Here is a 23,821-nt window from a genome sequence, read left to right as displayed (position 1 = left end):
TATAAAGTAGGTGTTGAAGTATATGGATATAAAATCACATTTTGCAAGTAAACTTGATAAAGTGTTATTTTTAGAAATAAAGAAGGAAAATATCAAAAAACTTTTTAATATGGAAATTGAAAAAACTATATATTTTCCTATAAAGTCTTCTAATATAGTAGATAAGGTTAAAGTCGAAAGTAATTTAGAACAAATTCCTGTAAGCTTTTTTATTGAGGGAATGACATATGTACTTGGTGCAGATGAAAATTTTAAGTTTAATAAATATTATGAAAAGTTGCTTTGTAATCTTAAAGAGAGCAATAATTTTATAAAAGGCAAAATTGCTGAGCTTGTTAAGAATAAAGAATATGAAGAAGCCTATATCTTACTTAAAGGATTACTAAAAATAGAAGCTACAATAGAAATATATGATAAACTAATAATAATTGCAGATCAGTTAAGAGGACTTGATAAAATGTATAAGGATGAAGAGTTAGCAGTTATAGAGAAGGCTAAAGTTGAAGAGGGGTATGCTACACCTTATTTTTATGAAGCACTAATTAGAAGAGAAGAAGGCGATTATGATAGAGCTCTGTTTTGCATTAATAATTATATTTCAAAAAGTGGAGAAGAAACTGTTGAAGTAACAGAGTTTAAAGAAAGCTTAAAATCTATAATTGATTTTGAAAAAGGTAAAGAGTTAGTGTATGAACACCCTAAAGAAGCTCTTAAACTATTAATTCCTTTAATAGAACAGTTTGGAGACAGTGCTACAATATATTATTATATAGCAATAGCATATAGAGTACTAGAAAACTATGAAAAAGCGATTTATTACTTAAATGAATCAATGAGTATAGATAGCAATATAATAGAGGTGGTAAATGAGTTAGGAATAAATCATGCATCATTAGGTGATTATGAAAGTGCTGTATTGTATTTTAGAAAAGCCTTTGAAGTAACAAAGTCTGTGGAAATATGCACAAATCTTATTATGTGTTACCTAAATGCTGGTGATATTGATAATGCTAAACTTCACTTTGACATAGCTAAAAAATTGGATCCTAAAGATGAAATAGTTATTGAACTAAATAACGTAATAAGTAAACTATAGAATATTAATTATAGGTTTTAAAATTTGAAAATGCTTATAAAGTTCATACTTATTTAGTAGTAAAGGAGGATTCCAATATTGAAAGTTAAAAAGGCAATAATCCCAGCAGCGGGACTAGGTACGAGGTTTTTGCCAGCTACTAAAGCTCAACCTAAGGAGATGCTTCCTATAGTTGATAAGCCAACTATTCAGTATATTATTGAAGAAGCAGTGGCTTCAGGAATAGAGCAAATATTAATAATAACTGGAAGAAACAAAAGAGCAATAGAAGATCATTTTGATAAATCGGTTGAACTTGAAAATGAACTGGAGAATCATGGAAAAAAAGAGTTGTTGAACTTAGTTAAAGATATATCAAATATGGCAGATATTTATTATATAAGACAAAAAGAACCAAGAGGCTTAGGTCACGCAATATATTGTGCTAAAACTTTTGTTGGTAATGAACCTTTTGCAGTTATGTTAGGCGATGATGTTGTTGACAGTGAGGTGCCATGCTTAAAACAGTTAATTGACTGCTTTAATCAATATAAGACTTCAATCATAGGAGTACAAGAGGTTCCAGAAAAAGATGTGTATAAATATGGCATAGTTAAAGGAATGTATATAGAAGATAGGATATATAAAGTAAAAGATCTAATTGAAAAACCCAAAATACAAGAAGCACCATCTAATATTGCAATACTTGGCAGATATATAATAACTCCTTTTATATTTGATATATTGGAGAATACTATCCCGGGAAAAGGTGGAGAAATTCAACTAACTGATGCTCTTAGGACATTGATAAGTAGTGAAGCAATGTATGCATATAATTTTATAGGTAGAAGATATGACGTAGGAGATAAATTAGGATTTCTTCAGGCAACAGTTGAATATGCCTTGAAAAGAGAAGATTTAAAAAAACCATTTATGGAATACCTTTTGTCATTAAAGGAACAGGAATTATTTAAAGATGTATTTAATGAAATAGAAAACAAAAAATAAGAAGAGCTGTAATATACAACTCTTCTTGTTTTTTTGCACATTAAAAAATTTAAGTATATTAGAAGAACAAGTTTAAAAAATTAAGAAGAAAAATTGGGAATATATGAGAAAAATATTAAAGTATTAACACAATATATACAATTGTATGCAAAAATATATTGAATAATTTTTTCTATGATGTAAAATAGATAAGGAGAGTTTTTGTCTTGAATTTTTACAATTAATAGTTGAGGATGTGTTAACATGCAAAAAGATAAAACACTTATAGGTTGGGATATAGTTTTCCTTATAGGGTCATTATACTTTGCATTATTATTAAGATTTGAGTTTAAGGTGCCACAAGAATATTGGATATTTTTAAAGTTATCTATTATACCAGTGGTGGTTATAACATTACTGTTTAACAAATTTTTTAACTTATATAATAGCATATGGAAATATGCATCTGTTGAGGAGTTAATTTCTATTGTGTATTCGGTGACATTAGCCAATGTAGCTTTTATATTATATAGTTATTTTGTGACTTATAGATTTTTGGAATATCAGTATTATAGATTTCCTTATACAATGCTTATAATTTTCTGGATTTTATCTGTAGTGACTTTAGGTGGAACAAGATTTGCATACAGATTGATAGAGGATAACAAAGATAATGTAGCTTTAGAAAAACAGAATAAAAAGCTCCTTATAATTGGAGCAGGAGATGCAGCTGCATTATATATAAAGGAAATAAAAAGACATCAGAACCTAAATTATGACATAGTTGGTCTTATAGATGATGATCCTTCTAAAAAGGGGAAACTAATAAATGGAATAAAGGTCTTAGGTGGAAGAAACAAGATTTCAGACATTTGTAACAAGAAAGATGTTGAGGAAATAATACTAGCAATTCCATCAGCTGATTTAGAAACAAAAAGAGATATTATAAACGTATGTAGGAATACTAACTGTAAACTAAAAACTACACCAGGGTTATATGAAATAATTGATGGAAAAGTAAATATAACTAAATTAAGAGATGTAAACATTGAGGATTTACTTGGAAGAGAAGAAGTTAAGCTTAACAATGAGAACATAAATAGGTATATAAAGGATAAGGTAATACTTGTAACAGGTGGAGGCGGTTCCATCGGTTCAGAATTATGCAGACAAATAGCAAAATTTAATCCTAAAAAATTGTTGATATTAGATATATACGAAAATAACGTATATGATGTTCAAATGGAGTTGAATTACAAATATCCTGATATGGATAAAGCAGTTATTATAGCATCTATAAGAGATGAGAAGCGATTAAAGTCTATATTTCAAAAATACAAGCCAGATGTTGTATTTCATGCAGCGGCTCACAAACATGTACCTTTAATGGAAGCAAATCCAGCTGAGGCTATAAAGAATAATATTATCGGTACTTATAATATTCTCAAATGCAGTCATGATTTTAAGGTTAAGAAATTTGTTCAAATTAGTACAGATAAAGCAGTTAATCCTACTAACATAATGGGGGCAACTAAGAGATTCTGTGAGATTATGGTTCAAGCCTTTGATAGAATAAGTTACACTGAGTATGTAGCAGTTAGGTTTGGCAATGTTCTAGGAAGCAATGGTTCAGTTATTCCGCTGTTTAAAAAGCAAATAGCGCATGGAGGACCAGTTACAGTAACTCATCCGGAAATAAATAGATTTTTTATGACTATACCAGAGGCAGCACAATTGGTTATACAAGCAGGTGCAATAGCTGCTGGAGGAGAAATATTTGTGCTCGACATGGGAAAACCTGTTAAGATTGTTGATTTAGCTAAAGATTTAATAACACTTTCGGGATATAAACCAGATGTAGATATAAAAATAGAGTATACAGGACTTAGACCTGGCGAAAAACTATATGAAGAACTTCTTATGGATGAAATAGCTTTGACATCCACAGAACATAATAAAATATTTGTTGAAAAACCTAATGAAATAGACATGGATTTTATAGAAAAATCTATAGAAGAATTTAGAAATGTTAGTAATATGGGTAGAAAAGAAATATTTGATCTTATAGAAAGAAAAGTACCAACTTATATAAGAAAAAAATCTTAATTAACTATACAATTACAGGAGGGAAAAAAATGTCACAATTAAGAGATGAATTAATGTTAAAATTAGAAAATAAAGCAGCTAAACTAGGAGTAGTTGGTTTAGGATATGTAGGTCTTCCACTTGCAGTTGAAAAAGCTAATGCTGGTTATGAAGTTATAGGTTTTGATGTTCAAGACCAAAAAGTAGAAATGGTAAATGAAGGACATAATTATATAGGAGATGTAGTTGATGAAGATTTAGCGGCATTAGTTAAATCAGGAAAGTTAAAAGCTACAACAGATTTTAGTTTTGTAAAAGATGTAGATACAGTATGTATTTGTGTACCTACTCCACTTGATAAATATAAGCAGCCAGATATTTCTTATGTTGTAAATTCAACTAAAAGTGTATCAAAGTATCTAAAAAGAGGAATGCTTGTGGTACTTGAAAGCACTACTTACCCAGGAACTACAGAAGAAGTTTTAAAACCAATACTTGAAGAAAGTGGTTTAAAATGTGGAGAAGACTTTTTCCTAGCATTTTCACCTGAAAGAGTAGATCCAGGTAATAAAGAATTTAAAACTAAGAATACTCCAAAAGTAGTTGGCGGATGTACGCCAGAGTGTACAGAAGTAGCTGCTAAATTATATGAAAATGTTCTTGAAGGCGAAATATTTAAAGTATCATCACCAGCAGTAGCTGAAATGGAGAAGATACTTGAAAATACATTTAGAAATATAAATATAGGTTTAGCTAATGAAATGGCTATATTATGTAAAAGAATGGGAATAGATGTTTGGGAAGTTATAGAAGCTGCAAAAACTAAGCCATATGGATTTATGGCATTTTATCCAGGTCCAGGACTTGGTGGACACTGCATACCACTAGATCCATTCTATTTAGCATGGAAAGCAAGAGAGTATGATTACCATACAAAACTTATAGAAACTTCGGGAGAAATTAACGATTTTATGCCAGAATTTGTAGTAGATACTGCTATGAAGCTTTTAAATGGACATAAGAAAGCAATGAATGGTGCAAAGGTTCTTTTATTAGGAGTTGCATATAAAAAGGATATTGATGATCCAAGAGAATCTCCTGCATTAAAAGTTATAGAACATTTAGAGAAAAATGGTGCTGAAATAGTAATAAATGATCCATATATACCAGAGTTTAAGCATAATGGTAAAAAGTATCATACTGTAGATTGGAAAGAAGTGATAGATGATACTGACATAGTTATAGTAACTACAGACCATAGTTGCTATGAATATGAAGAAATAGTATCTAGAGCTAAAATAGTATACGATACAAGAAATGCAACAAAGGATGTAAAGAATAATAGAGAAAAAATTCATAAACTATAAATAAGATAAGCCCACTGGGCTTATCTTATTACTAATGAAATTAAGGGGTGATTTATTATGAAAAGATTAAAATTTGCGATTGTGGGATGCGGAAGAATTTCATACAAACATGTAGAAGCTTTGATACATAATAAGGAAGAAGCTGAATTAGTAGCTGTTTGTGATGTAGTAAAGGAAAAAGCTGTAGAAAAGAAAGAGGAATATGTATCTAAATTAGGACAAAATGTAGAAATAAATGTTTATACAGATTATAAAGAAATGCTTGAAAAAGAAGAAATAGACGTAATAGCTATAGCAACTGAGAGTGGATACCATCCAGAAATCGCCGTATATTGTATGAACAAAAAGAAGCATATTATAGTTGAAAAGCCGATGGCTTTATCAATAGAAGACGCTGATAAAATGATAAAATGTGCAAAAGATAATAATGTCAAATTATGTGTAAGTCATCAAAATAGATTTAATAGACCAATTCAACAACTAAGAGAAGCTATTGATAATAATAGATTTGGAAGACTTATTAATGGAACTGCACGAATTCTTTGGAATAGAAATATGGGATACTATACTCAAGCACCTTGGAGAGGAACTTGGGAGCTCGATGGTGGTACATTAATGAATCAATGTATACATAATATAGACTTACTACAATGGATGATGGGTGGAGAAATAGACACAGTTTATGCTCAGTGTGATACTTTTTTAAGAGACATAGAGGCAGAAGATTTTGGAGCAATAGTTATAAGATTTAAAAACGGTTCCATTGGAATAGTAGAAGGCAGTGCTTGTGTATATCCAAAAAATTTAGAGGAGACATTAAGCATATTTGGAGAATGTGGAACAGTATGTATAGGCGGACTTGCTGTAAACAAAATAGAAACATGGAGGTTTGCAGATAATAAGGATGATGAAAATGACATATTAAAAGCACAGGAGGGAGACCCTGATACAGTTTACGGTTTTGGGCATACTCCATTGTTTAAAGATATGATAGATTCTATAAATAGTAATAGGGAACCACTTATAAGCGGAGAAGAAGGTAAAAAGGGTATGTCTATAATTCTTGCTGCTTATAAATCAAGACTTACAGGAATGCCAGTTAAATTCCCTATGGAGAGCTTCTCGACTATGGATATGGTTGAAGTTAAGAAGATTCACTAATAATCCAAATAACCATGAGTTATTGTGCTCATAAATAAGGATAACTTGGTTAAAAACAATAAAATGTGAATGGAGAATTGAAATGGAGAATTATATATCTGAAAAAGCTGCTCTAGGCAATAATGTAAGTTTAGGAAGATTTGTAGTTATAGAAGACGATGTAGTTATAGGAGATAACTGCATAATTGGACACAATGTTGTTATACATAAAGGTACAAAAATAAGTAACAATGTGAGAATAGATTCTAATACTGTAGTTGGAAAGCAGCCAATGAGATCTGTTAATAGTATATTTAAAGATGAGAAAGAGTTTTCACCAGCAATTATATCAGAGGGATGCTTAATCGGTGCAGGTGTAATAGTTTATTGTGGATGTGAAATTGGAGAGAAGACTTTAGTTGCTGATCTTGCAACAATAAGAGAAAATGTAACCATAGGAAGTAAAACTATTATAGGAAGAGGCACAGCTGTAGAAAATTTCTGTAAGGTAGGTTCAAATTGTAAATTGGAAACTAATGTTTATTTAACTGCTTATTCAGAAGTGGAAGATAATGTATTTATAGCTCCAGGAGTTGTAACATCTAATGATAACTTTGCAGCTCGTTCTAAAGAAAGATATAAGCATTTTAAAGGTGTAACAGTTAAGAAAGGAGGTAGAATAGGGGCGCAAGCTACTATTCTACCAGGTAAAGTAATAAATGAAGATGGATTTGTTGCAGCTGGAAGCATAGTTACAAAAGATGTTGAAAAAGAAGCTATAGTTGCGGGCAATCCAGCTAAAGAACTTAGAAAAGTTCCAGAGGATCAATTGCTAAAAAATCAATAATGAAATTTAGTTAAGAGTTAAGAGTGAAAAGTTAAGAGTTAAGGATGATTTCTGACTTATTTCAGGAAATCTAAAATTTAATATATAATTAAAGCTTTACTTTAATTAGCTTCTAAATTTAAAGATTTTCAGTATCCAAGAGGAAGAAAATCATCCCCAACTCTTAATTCTCAATTCTTAACTCTTAACTCCTTTAAGGGGTGAACCTAATGGCTAAAATATGTTTTTTAGCGGATGCTGATAGTATTCATACAAGAAAGTGGGTAGATTTTTTTTCAAGTGATGGCAATGAAATCTATTTAATTTCTATGAGGGCAACAGCTTATAAATATAGTGAGAATGTTAAACTTATTGTTGTAGAACCACCATTTAAAAGTAAGTTATCTTATTTATTTATTATAAAGCACATAAGAAAATTAATAGGTGATATAAAGCCTGATATATTGCATAGCCATTATGCGACTAGCTATGGATTATATGGAAGAATGAGTGGATATCATCCCTTCATAATTTCTGTATGGGGAAGTGATATCTATGAGTTTCCTAGTTCAAGCAATTTAAAGGCTAGACTTTTGAAATTTATTTTAAAAGGTGCTAATGCAGTTTGTTCCACAAGTTTAGATATGGGAAACGAAACAAAAAAGTATTATAGTAATGGTGAAATAACTATAACTCCCTTTGGAGTGGATATAGAAAAATTTGATATGAAAAATCCAGTTTTAAATAACGAATATATAACCATTGGTGTAATTAAAAACTTACGAAAAATATATGGAATAGAATATTTGGTAAAAGCTTTTGAAAGCTTAACAAAAGAGATTGAAAAGGATATAAGATTAATGATAGTTGGAGATGGACCAGAAAGAATAAACCTTGAAAAACTTTGTACAGAATTAGGAATATCGTCAAAGGTAAGTTTTACAGGGAATATAGATAATAACAGAGTTTCAGAATATATAAATAAAATGGACATAGTTTGCATACCTTCACTAAGTGAGAGTTTCGGTGTAGCTGCGGTTGAGGCTTGTGCTTGTGGGAGACCTGTAGTTTCCACTAATGTTGGAGGATTAAAAGAAGTAGTTTTGGATAATTATAATGGATATACCGTTGATCCTCAAAATAGTGATTTAATTAAAGAGAAATTGAAGATATTAATAAATGACGAGAGTAAAATTAGAGAGTTTTCTATTAACGCTAGAAAAATAGCTGTAGAAAAATATAATTGGATTGAAAACGCTGGGATAATGAAAAAATTATATGAGAGAATTATTACAAATAGGAGGAGCAATGGATGTATGAAATAACTAAGAAAAGCAGCATCTACATATTTATAGCTTTTATCTTTCTTTTAGTTTCTTCGATAATTAATAAAAACTTTATAATAAATGGACTTTTTTTATTGAGTATTGTTGCAGCTTGTGGTGTCACAAAATCAGATAGTTTTTATGAAAATATATATTACACTTTGCTAATTTCAAGTATTTTTGAATATGCATCGTACTTTCCTAGACATGAGAAATTATATTATTTTCACATAATGCTAGTTATTTGTTTTATAGCTACGGCTTTTTATATACTTATAAATAGACATGAATTAAGAAAAATAGATAAAAAGGCTGTATATTTTTATACGGTTTGGTTTATATACATATGTTTGAGTTTTTTTTGGTCAAAAAGCAAAGACTTAAATATAAAATATATAGAAATATATGCAATGATGTTCGCATTTGTTTTCATTGTTGTTACGTTTAATACCTCAAAGGAGAAATTTTACAATTCATTGAAGGTTGTTGGATTTGTATTTTTACTTACGGTTGTTATAGGTATGATAGAATCTATAACTGGAACGTTATTACCTGTAAAACATTATTTTGATGATATTATGAATAAGCTTACCTTGAAGGAAATTATAGTTTTAAGAAGTAGGCCAGTTGTATTCTTTTTTAATGCAAATAACTATGCAACATTTTTGGGGTTAGGAATTCCTTTTTTAATGTATCTATTCTATTATGTTAAAACTAAGGCAGGCAAATTATTTTTTGGAATAGCTACAATACTTACTTTTACAGCGCTAGTACTTACAAATTCAAGGTCAAATATTTTAGCTGTAGTTTTAATATTTGCAGTATATACTTTAGTAATACTTAAAGAAGGAAGACTGAAAGCTTTAATATATCCTTTACTTATAGCAGTAGCATTCACAGGAGTATATAGATACAGCTATATGATGGTTAAGCATGGAGCTGAATATGAGCAAAAGATGATAGAAAAGATGGCTAAAATAGGAGATGTAGCCAAAATGAGTAAAAGCGATATTGGTGAAGAAGGATCTGAAAATGTAAGAGCGACTATTATATATGATGTAGTTGTTGAAGGGTTTGTAAAAGATAAAAGGCTATTTGGATTTGGTGCTGGAAATACTATTCAACATCTAATGGATATGAATAATACACATGGAATTTATAGTCCACATGGTCTTGCAACAGAAATGATTGGTGATTTTGGATTATTTACAATAGTCTATGGAGTGTTCTATCTATATTTACTATATAGTTTATTGTTAATTGCACTTAGACAGGATGGCATGAATAAATTTACAGCCTATTCATTGTTAACATCTTTAATTGGTTTTTCTATAGGAAGTTTTTCTCCAAGTTCTGTCACATATTTTTTACCTAACTACGTATTATTTGCACTAAGTGTATCATTTATACAAGTAAATAAAATAAAGGGTAGTAGATTATATGAATAATAAAGGTAAGTTAGCAACTACAGCTGGATTAATTGTAATTTGTACTTTTATAAGTAAGTTTCTCGGACTTTTAAGAGACAGTGTAACAGCAGCTAAATATAAACCAGGTGATTTAGATGCCTTTTTTCAGGCATCTAATGTTCCAATGGTATTATTTATAATGATAGGAGCAGCAATAACTACTACATTAATTCCTCTTTATAATGAAAAATTGAAAGAAGGAAAAAAAGAAGCAATAGACTTTATATGTAATCTTTTAAATGTATTTATAATAGCTACAGCAGCTATATCAGTATTATGTATAATTTTTAGTAGGCCTATAGTTGAGTTGTTGAATCCAGGATTTATTGGAGCAAAACTGGAGTTTACTCAGAGACTTACTAATATACTGATACCAACTTTAATTTTTAATGCAATAATATATATATTTAATGCTGTATTGCAATCAGAGGGAAACTTTACAATACCTTCTTTGGTAGCTTTGCCTTTAAATATAATTACCATAGGCTATTTAGTGCTATTTGGAAGTAAGCATGGTGTGGTAGGGTTAACTATTATAACTTTTATTGCTACTTTTGCTCAAATCATTCCGCAAGTTTTTGCTATGAAAAAGGTAGGATTTAAATACAGTTTTAAGGTGAATTTTAAAGATCCTATGATAATAAAAATGTGTGTTATGCTTGTACCTGTAATATTAGGTACTGGAGTTCAGCAAATTAATACCTTTATAGAAAGAGCTCAAGCAACACATTTTGGAGAAGGAAGTGTTGAATATTTAAATTATGCTTATAGAGTATTTGCTCTTTTTGTAGATATTTTTGTAGTAACATTATCTACAATTATTTATCCTAAAATGGCAAAACAGAGTGCTAGCAATGAAATAGGAGAAATGAAAAAGACCTTAAGTGATTCAATGGGAATGTTGATTTTAATGATACTACCTATGTCTTTTATTGTTATGGCACAAAGTAGACCAATAGTTTATATTTTGTTTCAAAGAGGTGCTTTTAAAGAAGAAGCTACAATAGAAACTTCTTTACTTTTAACCTTTTATGCTATAGGTCTTTTAGCATTTGGTATGAGAGATTTTGTTTGCAAGGCCTATTATACTTTAAAAGATACTAAAACACCTATGATCAATAGTGCTATAGCAATGGTTGTTAATATAGTACTAATTTTTATTTTTAAGAGAGTTTTAGGTCTTAAAGGATTGGCTTTAGCTAATGCCACGTCTATGTATGTTGCTTGTGGACTTTTAATTTATACTTTAAGAAGAAAGATAGGTAGTATAAATGGAAAGCATATTTTTAATACAGCATTAAAAACAATAGTTGCATCTATACCAATGGTAATTACCATAAGAGGTTTAAATATTCTTCTTTCATTAAAATATAATTCTATGTTCTTAGTATTAATTAAAGTTGCGATTTCTTCAGCAGGGGGAATAGTAGTATTTGTAATAGTGTCAATAATAATAGGCATAGAGGAATTAAAAAGTATAAAAGAGTTAGTACTTAGAAGACTTCTTAAGAAAAACAAATAGTTTTTCTTAAGAAAATATCCCCAATCCACGATTTGGTGATGGTCGTTACTCAGCAAGTACTCATTCGACGACAGGAGTAGGAGTTTCATTTTTATAATTTAGGTAGGTGAATATAATGGAAACTGTTTCTATAATTATTCCATGCAGAAATGAAGAGAAATACATTGGAAAATGTTTGGATACTTTTATGAGTCAAACGTATCCAAAGGAATGCTTTGAGGTTTTTGTTTGTGATGGAATGTCTACGGACAATACTAGAAATGTGGTTAGAGAATATGAAAAAAAATATAATAACGTTAAGATTATTGATAACCCAGGGTTATCTGCGCCTAAGGGCATGAATGAAGGAATTAGGAAGAGTAAAGCTGATATTGTTATAATATTTGGAGCTCATGCTTATGCAGATAAGGATTTTATAAAATACAATGTAGAAGCTTTAAGAAACAAAGAAGTAGGCTGTGCTGGAGGGCCGCTAGAAACTATAAGTGAAGATGATAAGGGAACTGCAATAGCGGTAGCAATGAGTTCGCCTTTTGGAGTTGGTAATGCACTTTTTAGGTATGCTCAGGAAGAAATGTACGTTGATACTGTAGCGTTTGGTTCTTACAGAAAAGAAGTTTTAGATAAAATAGGATATTTTGATGAAGAATTTGTAAGAAATCAAGATGATGAGCTCAATTATAGAGTTGTAAAAAACGGATACAAGGTATTATTAACGCCTAAAGTTAAATCCTCATATTACAGTAGATCGTCATTTAAAAAACTGTGGAAACAGTACTATCAATATGGATTTTGGAAGGTTAGGGTAATGCAAAAGCACGGAAAACCAGCATCTATAAGGCACTTAATTCCTATGTTATTTGTCAGTACTAATGTTTTAGGAGTGGTGTTAGGTTTGTTTTTTAAACCAATATTGTATTTATGGTTTTTAGAACTAGCTTTATATTTAATTTGTGATATTGGGGCTTCAATTAAGGTTTCTAAAGGAAATTCTAAATTATTAAAATATATACCAGTCACATTTCCTATATTACATCTAAGTTATGGCATGGGATTTATAGAGGGATTAGTTAGTTTTTATCTATTAAAATCTAATAAAGCTATAGAAAAAAATACTAAGATGTCGAGATAAGCTTTTAATAATTGAAGAGATATGGATTTTAAAAAATAAGAATCGGATATTAATATATTATAAAGTAGGTGGGGAAAATTGAAAATGGCTAGTTACATATTATATCTAATGATATGCTTATATATTATAGCTAATCCACTGATAATTACTGATAAAGCACATACACATAGGAGCGATATAATATTATTTTCAATCTTTTTAGTTTATTTATTACAATTGATCTTTTTTAAGGAAAAGAGAAAAAATTTTATTGTAAGTGTAAAAGATTTTTTTACTGACTCTCTTAATTTGTTCATGGCAGGCTTACTAATAGTAATGAGTATATCAGTGACTTATTCAACAGAGAAAGGCCTTGCTATATCAGAAACCTTTAGATTTGCAACATATATATTACTATTTTTTATAATAAAATATGAATTTAATAAAAGCAGATATATAAAGGGTTTTATTAATAGTTATATAATCTGTGTTACTTTAATGAGTTTGTTTGGCATATATCAATATTTTACTGGATTTGCTTTGGGGGAAGGCTTTGAAAAAACTGCTGGCTTTTTAGGAAGACCAAGAGTTACCGTTTCACTTGATAACTCAAATAATTTTGGTGCCTTTCTGATATTATCCATTTTTCCAGTAGTAATGCTTATGTTATATGAGAAAAGTATTAAAAAGAAAGTATTTTTTGGAGTCTTGTCTTTCTCTCTGTTGATAAACATAGTTTTTTCGTATTCACGAAATGCTATGGCAGGATTAGTAATTGGTTTAGTGATTCTTGCAGTAGTATACAGCTGGAGACTTCTAGTACCAATTGGTGGTGTAACCGCATTAGTATTTTTAATTCCTCAAATAGGGGGAAGGCTCAAGGAAATAGGAAGCGGCTCTGAAAACTATACTCGATTAAAACTTTGGAAAACAGCTTGGTATATGATAAAAGAGCATCCTTTGCTAGGAGTAGGTAATGGTAATTTTGTAAGCTTATATGACAGTTATGTAGCAAAATATCCAGAGCTTTATGCTTATTATGATTACAAAAGGTTCCCATGCCATAACTCATATCTAAAAATTCAAAGTGAACTTGGTGTAGTGGGAAGTGTATTTTTCATTGGAATTTTACTATCTTCATTAATAAAAGTTAAAAACATAATTACATTTGCAGAGAATAAACTTTACAAATATTTTTATACAGGTTTTTTAGCTTCAATGATAGCATTTTTATTTATGAACTTATCAGACAACCTATTTTTTGTACCTAAAACTACAACTTTTTTCTGGCTACTACTAGCGGTAGGAGAAAGTATTATGCGGGAGAAAAAAGGTAACTTTTTAATATAGCTTATAGTTCTACTAGCAATTTAGGTATAAAGTTAATAGACTACAAAGAATAAAGAAATGAAGCGAATTTATTTTAGTAACTGAATTCAATAGATGTATAGAGAACTACACCAGACACTTAACTTATACGCAGGTATATGTTGCCAAAACTGAAGGCACATATAAAAACTTTTTAAACATTCTTAGCTCAGCATTTTAGAAAAACTTAGGATTTCTGATATGTTTGAGGTACGAGTTTATCAGAGATTCTTAGATTTTCAAAATGCTGAGCTTTAGAATGTTTAGAAGTTTTTATCGTGCTGAAGTTTGGCAACATATGCCGGAGGATAAGTTAAGTGTCGGGCGTTTTGCTCTATAACTATATGGAGGTGTTTAAAATTAAAGTTCTTCAGATTATATCAGGGAACGATAATGGTGGTGGCGGAAACCATGTTTTAAACTTAGCTTATTATTCAAAAGATAAATTTCATTGCGTTATTGGAGCAATTGGAGTAGGACCTCTTTATGATAAAGCAAAAGAAAAAGGCATAGATATAGTACAATTTCAAAATAAGTCTTTTTATAATGGTGAAGTTTTGAGATACATAAAAGAGAATAATATAGATATAATAAATTTTCACGGAGCTAAAGCTTTTTTTCTTCATTGCTTCCTAAGAAATAAATTGGATATACCTTCTTCAGCAACTGTACATAGTGATTATAAAAAGGATTTTTTAAATAGTAAGTTCAAGTATATACTTTTTACACCTCTAAGTATAAAAGGACTTAAGAGCTTTAACTACTATATATGTGTATCTAAATATATAAAAAGTATATTACAAAAGGATAAGTATAAAGGTGAAAAATTCTTAGTTACTAATGGTATGGATTATGAAAGTATAGAGATCACTGAAGAAAGAAATGAGATAAGAAAAAATTATGGAATAGATAATGATGATTTTGTATATGTAAATGTAGCAAGAATGCATCCTATTAAAAATCACTTAGGCCTTATAGAAGCCTTTAATAAGTTGAAGAAAGAAAAGAGAAATGTAAAACTTATTTTAGTAGGTGATGGTGAATTAGAAGAGAAATTAAGGGGAAAGGTTTGTGAATTAGGACTCGGCAAATATATAATTTTCGCAGGCTTCTCAGATAACGTAGTGAATTTTATAAATGCTTCAGATATTAGTATTTTAACATCCTTTAGTGAAGGTGGATCACCTCCCCTGGTAATTTTAGAAAGTGCAGCAGCAAAGAAACCTTTTATAGGTTCAAAAGTAGGAGACATAGAGGAAACTATAAATGAAGATAGAGGATTTTTAATAGACCCTAATTCTATAGAAGATATATATGATAAAATGAAAGAAGCTTATGATAAAAAAGATGAGTTAGGTACTTTAGGAGAAAATTTATGTAAGTTTGCCCAAAACAGCTATTCTATGAAGAATTTTTGTAAGGGATACTATAATGCCTATAAAAAGATGCTTTTAGATAAGTAAGTGGAGTGAAAATAATGTCAGATAAAAAACTAATAAAAAGTTCAGTTATAGTAATGGTATTTATAATACTTGGAAAAGTATTAGCGCTAATAAGAGATGCTTTGATAGCGGCTAAGTTTGGAGCAACTTATGTTACAGACATATATAATTTTGCATTAGGAATAGTATATCTACTTACTACAATAAGTTATGGATTGACAACGACCTTCATACCACTTCATACAGAGCATTTACAGAAAAGTACTAAAAAAGTTAGAGATAAGTTTGTAAATAACGTTATTAATATGTCATCCATATTTACAATACTGTTGTCAATAGTTTTAATTATTTTTGCTAAATATATAATATATGTTTTCGCCCACGGTTTTTGGAATGATCCAAAAGTGTTTTCAATTTCCGTGGAAATAACTCGAATAATGATTATATCACTTATATTTATAAGTCTTCAAAGTGTTATTACAGGAGTTTTGCAGGCTCATAAGGAATTTTATGAGCCTGCAGCTATGGCTGCTATTTCCAACATAGTCTATATAGTTTATTTAGTATTTTTAACAAATAAATACGGAATAAAAGGGTTTGCGATAGCTACAGTAGTAGGTTTTTTTATGCAGTTTGCAATAAATATTCCTAAGTATATAAAGCTAGGGTATAGATATAAAGGAAACATAGATTTTAAAGAAAAAGAAATACATTATATGTTTAAGTTAATGATACCTGTTATTATAAGTACTTCAGTAGTACAATTAAATGTTTTTGTAAACAGGTCCTTTGCAACAAATATTTTTTTTGGGGCAGTTACAGTCCTAGATTATGCTAATAAGGTAAGCACCTTAGCTTATGAAGTATTTGCTATAGGAATAGGAATGATTGTATATCCTACATTATCAGAACTTGCAGCTAAGAAAGACGTAGTTCAATATAAAAAAGCTTTAGGAAAAGCGATAAATACTATACTTTTAATAATGGTTCCTGCTTCAATAGCAATTGCTATACTAAGGGAACCACTTATTACTATTATTTTTAAGAGAGGAGCTTTTGACAATCAGGCTGCAAAGCTAACAGCTAGTGCATTGCTTTTTTACTGTCCTTCTATGATTGCTTATGGAGTTAGAGATATTTTAAATAAAGCATTTTATTCTATAAAGGACACAAAAACACCTATGATAAATAGTTTTATAGGTATAATCATGAATATAATAATAAACATAGTAATTATAAAATACATGAAAGTGTCAGGGCTTACTTTAGCTACTAGCATATCAGTTATTATAACGACTATATTAATGATATGTAATTTAAATAAAAAATTAGAGGGAATGGAAATAAGAAGAATTATAGATGTCTTTTTTAAAGTAGTAAGTTCTTCGGTTATTATGGGAGCAGTTATATTTATTGTTAACAAAACAGTTGTATTAAAGTTTGGATATGGACTAAAGGCAAGTATAATGTCTGTATTAGTTTCTTTTGTATTAGGAGCTTCTATATATTTTGTTTCTATATTTTTACTTAAAGTAGAAGAATTTAATCATTTAATAAATAGCTTTTTAAAACGAAAAAATATTGAAAAATAATAAGTTACTAAAAATGTGGCAGCTTAAAGCAAATATTAAAGCTGCCATTTATAATTTGAATTATTAAATTACAGTTAACATTAATGCGAGAACTGGTCACATTAATGAAAAGCATGTTTAATTATGGTATAATAAGTCTTGTTTGTTTAAATAGGAATATATTTTAATTAAAGCATTTAAGAGTTATTAGGCTTCAGATGTAGTAACGGATATCTGAAGCTAGAAATTTTTTATTATATATTTATATTTTTACTCATAATTACTTATAATATGCTTTGAGGGGGAGATTATGATATGCAGAAAATAGCTGCTAGAAATAAAGTCAACTATAAAATGCTTTTAATAGCTTTTTTTATTGTCCTAGGATTTCAATTCTTTATAGAACCAAGCTATGGAAAAGTTTTTGCCAGTAATGGAAATACTTATTATGTTTCAATGCAGGGAAATGACAAAAATAGTGGAACCTTATCTAATCCTTTTAAAACAATTCAAAAAGGAATAGATACACTAAAGCCAGGAGATACACTTGAGATAAGGGGGGGAACTTATCTTGAAACTACAGATGCTTTTGATAAAAATGGGTCAGAGAATGCATGGTTTACTATAAAGAATTATAAAAATGAAGAAGTCACTATGGTTGGAGATTATAAGCTTAACTGGGGAGGAAAAATAGCACCGGATGCTATAACTTTTAATGATAGTTCTTATTGGAAAGTACAAGGAATAAAGATGACGAAATATACTGGAGCTGGTATATATATTACCAATAAATGCAGTTATATAGATATGTCTGATTTAACAATTTGGGATTTAGATTATCCAGTTTACAGGCCTTATGGAACTTCAGGAATAGATGGCGAAGATTCTAGTTATTGTTCTGTTAAAAATTGCAGAATATACAATATAGGATTAAAAGTAGATAGACCCAAGGATCATGGAATATATATAGGATATGGAGCATATAACTGGACTTTTGAAAATAATGATATTCATGATGCCGCAGGTGCCGCAATTCAGCTATATGGAAGTCCCAATGGTGGCAGTAATTGTACAATAATAAATAACCGACTATATAATAACCACGCATACGGAGTTGCTATTGGTTCTAATGCAACTAATAATATTGTAAATAACAATGTGTTTTATGGGAATAACTGGTGTGATGTGTACATGCTGGAAGCAGCAACCGATAATTGGTTTAAAAATAACCTTTTCTTAACAGGATATAATAATTATAATGTACAGTTAACAGATTCTAGTTCTGTAGATAATTCTTTTGATTACAATACTTATTATAAGAACAATGGCTATGTAGCTAACAGGTATGATCAGATTTTAACTTATGATGAATGGAAGATGTATTCACAAGAACCCTCAGGAAAATATCTAGATGAACCAGATGAGGTTCAACAAAGCATTCAAAATTGGGCTCCATTGAAATCAAAGCAATACACAAGTAAAAGGTTAAGTGGATTAGATAGATTTGAAACAGCAAAAAGCATAGCTGAAGAATTTAATAATTCAAAGGTAGGTAATGTACTAATTACTTCTGGATATACATTTACTAATGCCCTTAGTGGAAGTGTACTTGCTCAGAAGTTAAAGGCTCCAATACTTTTATCAGGGACAAATGATTCGGAGAATACAAGTGCGATTGATTATGTAAGAAATCACTTGGATAAAAATGGTGTAATATACATATTAGGGAACGAAGGAAATACTAATGAAAGTATAATAGTATCATTGAAAAGTCTTGGATATAGTAATATAAAAATATTACAGGATGGAGAAAAATACGGAAGTATAAAGGCTATAAATGATGAAATTGCTGCACCGCATGGAACACCTATTGTTATTGCGTCAGGAAATCTTTTTGCTGATGGGCTTAGTATATCGGCAGTAGCAGCAGCAAAAGGATATCCTATAGTGCTATCAGATACGGATGCATTACCGACAGAATCTGAAGAAACCATTAAAAAAATAAATCCTTCAAAGATTTATATAATTGGAGGAACTGGTGCAATATCAGACACAGTAAAAGATAATGTAAAAAAATTAGTAGGAATTTCAAATAATAATATTGTAAGGATATGGGGAGAAGATAGATACAGCACATCTATAAACATTGCTAAACAATTTAATCTAAATGGAAATGTTATTACACTTGCTTCAGGTGTGGATTTTCCAGATGCCCTGGCAGGAAGTATACTTTCAGCAAAGCTTAATGCTCCTTTGATATTAATAAGTGATGATAACAACGAACAGAAGAAGTTCATTGATTCAGGTGATTATTCTGATGAAATTGTATTTGGTGGAACGGCTTCTGTAAGTGAGTTAACACGACAGAATCTAGCTAGATAAATATCTTATATATAGGAGAGGAGTGTAAAAAATTAGTAATAAGCGTATTTTACAAATGGATATTATAAGAGGGACGGCCATTATTGCAGTAGTTTTAATACACGTTTCCGCAATAGTGATAAGCGGCAGCAATCCTAACTCACGAACTTATGATTTATCTATGATCATTAATCAAGCCTCTAGATTTTCTGTACCTGCGTTTATATTAATTTCTGGTATGGGACTTACTCTTAGTTATAAGAAAGATTATGGATATTTTAAATTTGTTGGACATAGGTTTAGTAAGATTCTTCCTAGTTATGTATTATGGTGCTTAATATATATTTATCTTACTAATAAAAATTTTCAATTGGATATTGTAGCTAATAATATAGCTTATGGAAAGGTGTTTTATCATTTCTACTACATTCCTTTAATTGTACAGTTTTATATTGTATACCCTTTTATTTATAGGTTTATAGGAAAAAAGCAGGGAATAGTAATAACTTTTCTTATTACTTTTGGAATACTAATTGCTACACATTACTATGTGTTAAATAATGAACTTCTATGGTTTTTTGATAAAAAAAACTTATTGGATTGGAGTTTTTATTTTTCTGTTGGTGCGTTTATCGGAGAAAACTTCGAAAAGTTTTTAAGCATAATTAACAGATATAGAATTTGGATTTTTATCATATTTTTAATGTCAACCTGTGGAATGTTGTATGAGTCATTTTATGGTATAAATGTAGTTAGAAATCTTGAATATGCTACTACATTTATGAGACCTACTGTGGCTGTATATTCTATATTTATTATACTTTGCATGTTTAATATACCTTGGAAAGAAGGTATATTAATCAATATTATAAAATATATTTCGAAGAATTCATATTTTATATATTTGTCACATGCTATTGTATTGTATTATTTTACTAAATATTATTTGCAAAATTCGCTATCAGTTGGAACTGCCCAATTTGGAGTTGAGGCATTTGCAGTAACTTTAATCGGGCCTATAGCTATAAATGAGGTAAAAAAGTATCTGTAAAAACTATATAAATATTGTATGATTTTATATAAAAACCTTGTAAACTTGCTTTATATTTGGTATATTGTATATTTAGTAGATATATTTATATAATTTTAGGAGGATATTGATGCAAGCTGAAAATATAAAAATAGACACTCAAAAAGACATTAATAATAAAAAAGTACAATTTTTTTTGAAAAGAATAATGGATATAATATTATCCACAGTTGGTATAGTTATATTATCACCATTGTTTATAATATTGTCTGTATGGATTAAGTTGGATTCAAAGGGACCGGCGGTTTTTAAACAAACAAGAGTGGGATTAAATGGAGAAGATTTTACTATATATAAATTTAGAACTATGGTTGTAAACGCTGAAAAGAAAAGGGAATTAGATATAGATCCGGGTAATTTGGAAAATTTTGTATTTCAAAGTAAGGCTGATAATAGAATTACAAAGTCAGGAGCATTTTTAAGGAAGACTAGCTTAGATGAAATTCCTCAATTATTTAACGTTTTAATCGGAACTATGAGTTTAGTGGGTCCAAGACCTGAGATTCCAGATGTGGTTAAGTATTATCCAGAAGCATATAGACAGAGGCTTCTAGTTCCACCAGGTATAACTGGTTTGGCACAAATAAGCGGTAGAGGTGAAATAGAACTAGGTAAAACTGTTTATTATGACTTAACATATATAAAAAAGTTTTCTGTATGGTTTGATATAAAAATCCTATTTAAAACTGTGTTTTCAGTGGCAAAAAAAGAAGGAGCATTTTAATAGTACATTTTATTAAGTAGGTGAGTACCTACTTAATTTTTTAGCATAAAATATTTAAATTTGGAGGTTTTCAATGTTTACCAGAATATTAAAATATGATATTTTTAATGGAACAAAATTAGAGCTCATGAGTTATATTGAAAAGTTTGAAAAAGTAAACATAATATCTGGTAATCCAGAAGTTTTATATAATGGGCTTAATGATCATGAGCTATTTAATAATTTTACAGGAAATAGATCTGTAATAATTCCAGATGGAGTTGGGACTGTAGTAGCATCAAAGATTATAAGAAAACCTGTGAAGGAAAAAATAGCAGGCATAGAAGTAATGGAAGAAATAATAAAAAAATGTGAAAAAGAAGAAAAATCCATATATCTTTTAGGTTCTAAGGAAGAAATATTACAAGGATGTATACAAAATTTAAAGAATAAGTATAAAGGTCTTAATATAGTCGGTAGCCATAATGGATATTTTGATTTAAATAATTGCCAGGATATAATAAAGGATATACAGCAGAAAAAACCTTACGCATTATTTGTAGCTATGGGCTCACCAAGACAAGACAATTTTATAATAAATAACATGGATAATCTAACTTGTAAAATATTTATGGGTGTTGGAGGAAGTTTTGATGTTTTCTCTGGAAAAGTTAACAGAGCACCGAAATGGATGATAAAACTTGGATTAGAATGGCTTTATAGGGTATCAAAGGAACCAGAAAGGATAAAAAGATTAATTTCTATCCCTAAGTTTCTATTTAAAGTAATTAGATACAATTAAAATTATTGTTATATTTTATTTGGAGGGGAATGTAATGGAGCTAAACAAGAAAATCGATCTTTTGCAGGAAGAATTGATTGAAAAGACTCAAGAACTTATTAAAATTAGGAGCATTGAAGGCGAAGAAAAGCCAGGTATGCCTTTCGGGGAGGAAGTAAACGATGCTCTAATATATACTTTAGAATTAGGAAAAAAACTAGGGTTTAAAACCAAAAATATTGATGGGTATATGGGATATTTAGAATACGGAGAAGGAGATGAAATGGTAGGTGTTCTAGGACATCTAGACATTGTTCCAGAAGGTGATGGTTGGAATTTTGATCCATATGGAGGGGAAATTCATGATGGTAAAATTTTTGGAAGAGGAGCAATAGATGATAAAGGACCTATAGTTTCTTGTATATATGGTCTTTATGCTCTGAAAGAGATAGGTTTTAAGCCTAATAAGAGAATAAGAATATTGCTTGGTACAAACGAAGAAACTGGCTCACAAGAAGTAGGATATTATCTAAAAAAAGAGGAAGCACCAACATTAGGATTTACTCCCGATGGCTTTTTTCCAATTATTTTTGCTGAAAAAGGCTTAACAGTATTTAGTTTAGTAAAGAACTTTAATTTATTAGAGAAGTGTCCTGTAGTTTACATAAAAGGTGGAAACAGAGAGAATATGGTGCCAGACTATTGTGAGGTTGGCATTAAAATAGAAGATAAGCAACCTATTATAGAAAAAGTGGTTTCCTATTCAAAGGCTAATAGTATAAATTTAAGTTATGAAATAAACGATGAATTACTAATATTAAAATGTGTAGGGTTTTCAGCACATGGAAGTATGCCAGAACTTGGACAAAATGCTATAATGCAGTCCTTAATATTTTTGAACTACTTAAATATATGTGATGGAGAAGTTGGAGAGACGATAAGGTTCCTTGTAGAGAATATAGGATTGGAGACTAATGGAAAGTCTTTTGGTGTTTACTTGAAAGATGATGCATCAGGAGAGTTAACTTTCAATGTAGGAACCATTAGAATGAGTGAAAATTCTATGTTGTTAGGATTAAATTTAAGATATCCAGTGACGTGTACATTTGAACAGATGATGAATCCTCTAGAAGAAAAAATAGAGAAAGTTGGCTTCAAGGTAGAAAACATGGATCACCAAAAACCATTATATTTTCCAAAGGATCATAAGTTAATTGAAATTTTAGCAAAAGTTTATCATGAACAAACTGGTGAAGAAGCAGAATTGCTTGCTATAGGAGGGGGAACTTATGCAAAGGAGATGCCTAATACTGTAGCATTTGGACCTGTTTTTCCAGGCAAACCAGATTTATGTCATCAGTCTAACGAATACATAGAAATACAAGAGTTAATGAAAATGACAAAAATTTATGCGAATGTAATTAAAGAATTGTCAGAGTAAATAATAAAAATCTGTAGCAAGTATAGGGTTGCACGGCCGACACTTAACTTACACTCCGGCATATGTTTCCAAGCTTCAGCACTATAAAAACTTTTTGTCAATCTAAAGCTCAGTATTTTGAAAATCTAAGAATCTTTGATAAAAAATTACCTCAAAC

General features: G+C 29.8%; 18 protein-coding genes. All 18 read left to right on the top strand.

Annotated features, from left to right (window positions below):
• Positions 1 to 22 precede the first annotated feature (22 nt).
• The 18 genes from I6U48_RS14920 to pepV all read left to right on the top strand — a co-directional run bounded on the left by I6U48_RS14920 (position 23) and on the right by pepV (position 23,664).
• A complete protein-coding gene (locus tag I6U48_RS14920; RefSeq protein WP_218321266.1) occupies positions 23 to 1,096 on the top strand; it encodes a tetratricopeptide repeat protein in 1,074 nt (357 codons plus the stop codon).
• A gap of 78 nt (positions 1,097 to 1,174) precedes the next feature.
• Positions 1,175 to 2,083 (top strand): UTP--glucose-1-phosphate uridylyltransferase GalU, encoded by a 909-nt coding sequence (gene galU, locus I6U48_RS14915; RefSeq protein ID WP_218321265.1) that lies wholly within the window; start codon positions 1,175 to 1,177, stop codon positions 2,081 to 2,083.
• A gap of 243 nt (positions 2,084 to 2,326) precedes the next feature.
• A complete protein-coding gene (locus I6U48_RS14910) occupies positions 2,327 to 4,168 on the top strand; it encodes a polysaccharide biosynthesis protein (protein WP_218321264.1) in 1,842 nt (613 codons plus the stop codon).
• 29 nt (positions 4,169 to 4,197) lie between these two features.
• Positions 4,198 to 5,514 (top strand): nucleotide sugar dehydrogenase, encoded by a 1,317-nt coding sequence (locus tag I6U48_RS14905; RefSeq protein WP_218321263.1) that lies wholly within the window; start codon positions 4,198 to 4,200, stop codon positions 5,512 to 5,514.
• A 57-nt stretch (positions 5,515 to 5,571) separates the two neighbouring features.
• Entirely contained in the window at positions 5,572 to 6,675 is a 1,104-nt protein-coding gene (locus tag I6U48_RS14900; RefSeq protein WP_218321262.1) for a Gfo/Idh/MocA family protein, read from the top strand.
• 82 nt (positions 6,676 to 6,757) lie between these two features.
• Entirely contained in the window at positions 6,758 to 7,501 is a 744-nt protein-coding gene (locus tag I6U48_RS14895) for an acyltransferase (RefSeq protein WP_218321261.1), read from the top strand.
• Positions 7,502 to 7,710: 209 nt separating this feature from the next.
• On the top strand, positions 7,711 to 8,805 hold the full coding sequence (locus tag I6U48_RS14890) for a glycosyltransferase (protein WP_218321260.1): 1,095 nt from the start codon (positions 7,711 to 7,713) through the stop codon (positions 8,803 to 8,805).
• Positions 8,793 to 10,253 (top strand): O-antigen ligase family protein, encoded by a 1,461-nt coding sequence (locus tag I6U48_RS14885; protein ID WP_218321259.1) that lies wholly within the window; start codon positions 8,793 to 8,795, stop codon positions 10,251 to 10,253. Before I6U48_RS14890 ends, I6U48_RS14885 begins: the two co-directional genes overlap by 13 nt.
• Positions 10,246 to 11,796: a murein biosynthesis integral membrane protein MurJ gene (gene murJ, locus I6U48_RS14880; RefSeq protein ID WP_218321258.1), complete on the top strand. Its 1,551-nt coding sequence runs from the start codon at positions 10,246 to 10,248 to the stop codon at positions 11,794 to 11,796. Before I6U48_RS14885 ends, murJ (I6U48_RS14880) begins: the two co-directional genes overlap by 8 nt.
• A 106-nt stretch (positions 11,797 to 11,902) precedes the next feature.
• Positions 11,903 to 12,928, top strand: coding sequence for a glycosyltransferase family 2 protein (locus I6U48_RS14875; protein WP_218321257.1), 1,026 nt, complete (start codon positions 11,903 to 11,905; stop codon positions 12,926 to 12,928).
• Between the two features lie 84 nt (positions 12,929 to 13,012).
• The gene (locus tag I6U48_RS14870) at positions 13,013 to 14,257 is read left to right on the top strand and encodes an O-antigen ligase family protein (protein ID WP_218321256.1); all 1,245 of its coding nucleotides are present in this window, start codon (positions 13,013 to 13,015) and stop codon (positions 14,255 to 14,257) included.
• 368 nt (positions 14,258 to 14,625) lie between these two features.
• Complete coding sequence (locus I6U48_RS14865; RefSeq protein WP_218321273.1) at positions 14,626 to 15,738, top strand: glycosyltransferase; 1,113 nt, start codon at positions 14,626 to 14,628, stop codon at positions 15,736 to 15,738.
• Positions 15,739 to 15,752: 14 nt separating this feature from the next.
• Positions 15,753 to 17,309, top strand: coding sequence for a murein biosynthesis integral membrane protein MurJ (murJ, locus tag I6U48_RS14860; RefSeq protein WP_218321255.1), 1,557 nt, complete (start codon positions 15,753 to 15,755; stop codon positions 17,307 to 17,309).
• Positions 17,310 to 17,603: 294 nt separating this feature from the next.
• Positions 17,604 to 19,670 (top strand): cell wall-binding repeat-containing protein, encoded by a 2,067-nt coding sequence (locus I6U48_RS14855; RefSeq protein ID WP_246615363.1) that lies wholly within the window; start codon positions 17,604 to 17,606, stop codon positions 19,668 to 19,670.
• Positions 19,671 to 19,725: 55 nt separating this feature from the next.
• Positions 19,726 to 20,700, top strand: coding sequence for an acyltransferase (locus I6U48_RS14850; protein ID WP_218321254.1), 975 nt, complete (start codon positions 19,726 to 19,728; stop codon positions 20,698 to 20,700).
• 109 nt (positions 20,701 to 20,809) lie between these two features.
• A complete protein-coding gene (locus I6U48_RS14845) occupies positions 20,810 to 21,463 on the top strand; it encodes a sugar transferase (protein WP_218321253.1) in 654 nt (217 codons plus the stop codon).
• 73 nt (positions 21,464 to 21,536) lie between these two features.
• Positions 21,537 to 22,244: a WecB/TagA/CpsF family glycosyltransferase gene (locus I6U48_RS14840; RefSeq protein WP_218321252.1), complete on the top strand. Its 708-nt coding sequence runs from the start codon at positions 21,537 to 21,539 to the stop codon at positions 22,242 to 22,244.
• 34 nt (positions 22,245 to 22,278) lie between these two features.
• Positions 22,279 to 23,664: a dipeptidase PepV gene (pepV, locus tag I6U48_RS14835; RefSeq protein WP_218321251.1), complete on the top strand. Its 1,386-nt coding sequence runs from the start codon at positions 22,279 to 22,281 to the stop codon at positions 23,662 to 23,664.
• Positions 23,665 to 23,821: the final 157 nt, after the last annotated feature.

Origin of the sequence: Clostridium thailandense, from assembly GCF_019207025.1 — a bacterium.
GTDB lineage: Bacteria > Bacillota > Clostridia > Clostridiales > Clostridiaceae > Clostridium_AM > Clostridium_AM thailandense.
Note: the sequence above shows the minus strand (reverse complement) of the source record. Positions and strands in the feature narration are given on the sequence as shown.